This is a genomic window from Syntrophomonas sp. UBA5494 (genome assembly GCF_002426325.1).
On sequence record NZ_DIPG01000117.1, the window covers coordinates 1 to 2,563 of the forward strand.

General features: G+C 49.2%; 3 protein-coding genes. 1 reads left to right on the forward strand and 2 read right to left on the reverse strand.

What is annotated here, in order from left to right; all coding sequences use genetic code 11:
• Positions 1–267 precede the first annotated feature (267 nt).
• Positions 268–699 (forward strand): DUF3788 domain-containing protein, encoded by a 432-nt coding sequence (locus B3W37_RS12970; protein WP_483176082.1) that lies wholly within the window; start codon positions 268–270, stop codon positions 697–699.
• Between the two features lie 76 nt (positions 700–775).
• On the opposite strand, the gene B3W37_RS12975 is transcribed toward B3W37_RS12970, so the two are convergent.
• The gene (locus tag B3W37_RS12975) at positions 776–967 is read right to left on the reverse strand and encodes a GyrI-like domain-containing protein (RefSeq protein WP_483176083.1); all 192 of its coding nucleotides are present in this window, start codon (positions 965–967) and stop codon (positions 776–778) included.
• Positions 968–1,051: 84 nt separating this feature from the next.
• Complete coding sequence (locus tag B3W37_RS12980; protein WP_483176084.1) at positions 1,052–2,335, reverse strand: hypothetical protein; 1,284 nt, start codon at positions 2,333–2,335, stop codon at positions 1,052–1,054.
• Positions 2,336–2,563 lie beyond the last annotated feature (228 nt).

Below are 2,563 nucleotides of genomic sequence, written 5' to 3' on the forward strand. Positions count from 1 at the left end.
TTACAAAGAGAAACTTAAAGTTGCTCATACCTTCCGCAAGATGAAAAATGACCTGATGGACGCCATCCGTTCCCTGCACCAAATGCCATCATCCGCTTTGCCAAGCAGAAGGGCGGCGCGAGGATGATTCATTATTGGTGACGGAGCAATCATCGCGGCGGATTCCTGCCTTAGGGGCGCTAAAAGGAAAATTGAATTGCGACTTGTCAGAAGGCGATGTGTAATTTGGAACCGAAAGCATGTACGCGGTTGGGGAGGGGATTCATAATGCTTGAAAAAGTACCGACTCATGAAGAAATGACTGCTCTGCTTGGACAACCGCTATTTGAAATTTGGATTGAACTGAGCAATTTGATTGAATCAAAATATGATATGGAAAGGCTTTGGAATAGTGGAGGCAAAAGGTGGACATACGAGTATAAATATCGCAGAGGCGGTAAATCCCTGTGTGTTTTATATGCTAAAGAAAACGTTTTTGGTTTTATGATTATCTTTGGCAAAGATGAAAGAGCTAAATTTGAAGCAAAGAGGAACAATTATTCGCTGGAAGTACAAAGAGTTTACGATGAATCCACCACCTATCACGATGGAAAATGGATGATGTTTGAATTGACGGATACATCACTATTTCCAGATATGGAGAAGCTGTTGCTGATTAAGCGCAAACCTAACAAAAAACGGCGCGAGCCGGAACAATAAGCAGAGATAAACTATTGAAAAGCAAAAGGCAGGGAGATTCCGTAGGTTACCCTGCCTGGCATGCTATCCTGGTGTATTACTTTTTGATGGGAAAATAAATTTCGGTTACATATTCACTGGGCGGAACGTTGTCATCGCAGCCTTTAATGTACAATTCAAAGGGTGGCCCGGAAACGATATACCCCTCTCTTTCAATCCATTCCATCAGCGCCGTGTAGCACGGAGTGAAATCATCATAGGGACCGATATGGGGGTGGCAAAGCAGCAAAATCCCGGAGCAAGCCTCCGCACCTGCTGGCCGCTGCCGCCCGCTACCTCCACCCCGACTTCAATATCCGTGCATAGTAAAATCCTATGAATCGAACCGTGCCAGTAGATCGCCGGTTCTGATAAGGTCAAACAGAAAGCTGTCGTCGCCGGGCCGGTGATGTTTGGCGGCTGCAATATAGCTACCTGTCGCGTCCAGGCTCAGAGTGACAAGCCAGGTATCGCCGTAGTCCTGAATTTCAATGAGTTTTCGGGCCTTAACGCTATAGGCCAGATACCTGACGTCAAATTTTTCCTGCGCAATGCTATGGCTTTCCGCGCTGAACAGGAAGACACAATCACCATCCTTTTCAAAGGCGCCAAAAAACTTGCCGAACTGCCGCCTGTCAACATCCGGATCGGGAAAATCCCGCTCGCCGTTGTACAGATCAAAGGTCTGCGATTGCAGGGTATCGGGATTATAATGTAGCCCCCGGTATGCCCCTCCGACCGGGTCCCCGGTTATGAGAACCAGATTGCCTTCATTGGTACGAAAGATTCCTTCCGGCAAGGCGTTTTCCGCAGAAATCAGGGAAGAGCGGCCTGTGGGGATGTCGTAAAGAAAGCTTTGCATGAATCCCGGTTCAGTCTCCCTCAGGTAAACGAACCGTTCACCGTCCACGGCCAGTACCAGGGAGGCGTTTTTTAACAGCTCCTGCTCCCCGGTTTTATCGCCGCGGTAGATGCTGCCCAGTCCCGGTTCCTTAAGGCTGCGCTTGCTGTTGTAATAGAGCTGATCCCCAAACTGCGTTACGTTTCTCGCCCAGGACAGGTATGGCGCTTCGGTATTATGATTCACCGACGCCGTAACCGGGGCGCATTCTGCCGTGATTTGCACTTCTTCCCCGGTATGAATGCTGATCAGGAAAAGGCGGAATTCGGTGGATAAGAATATATTTTCGTTGTCCATCCACCCAACTTGGCTGACCGGCGGGCTGTAGTCCCCTACCCCTTGCCGGTATTTATCGGCATCAAGCTGCAGAACGGATTCTCCGGTTTTGTAATCAAAGATCTCCGCCGTGTTGTCATAGGGCCCGACTGTGAGGACGATATATTGCGATCCGTCCGGAGATATCGTGCTGTACAGCCAGTCCTTCTCATTCATGGCAGCGGACAGGATGCTTGCTGTGGCACCGTCTGCGGGAGAGTGGGAGAATATGCCGTCCGGTGTTGCATACAGCAGTTGCTGTCCCTGCCAGCTGACGGAAAACGCCCGTATGTCTTTCGGCATTTCGGTCCCCGGTTGACTTGACGATGTTTGGCCCGGAGTTGAAGCGGAACATCCGGCCGCCAGCATGACGCCTAAAAGTAAAAGCAGTATTTTTTTCATGTCATCCTCCTGACCCTGGCCTGCTTAAATTATCCTTATTAAAACAATACGAAGTCGCACACCTCTCCTTGCCCGAATAAGCGTTGACTAAAAAATTATAAAATCAAACCATCCTGTCCCCCAGAAGACGCAGTGCAGCCTCACGGATCAATTCCTATGGGATATCCTTATTGGAGGGATATGCAGGAGGGGTTCCCCTGCCTTTCATGCTATCCTGGTGTATTACTT

What these genes read in the sequence shown, in the direction of transcription:
- B3W37_RS12970 (WP_483176082.1), top strand. Translation starts at nt 268, where the DNA reads ATGCTTGAAAAAGTACCGACTCATGAAGAAATGACTGCTCTGCTTGGA.
- B3W37_RS12980 (WP_483176084.1), bottom strand. Translation starts at nt 2,335, where the DNA reads ATGAAAAAAATACTGCTTTTACTTTTAGGCGTCATGCTGGCGGCCGGA.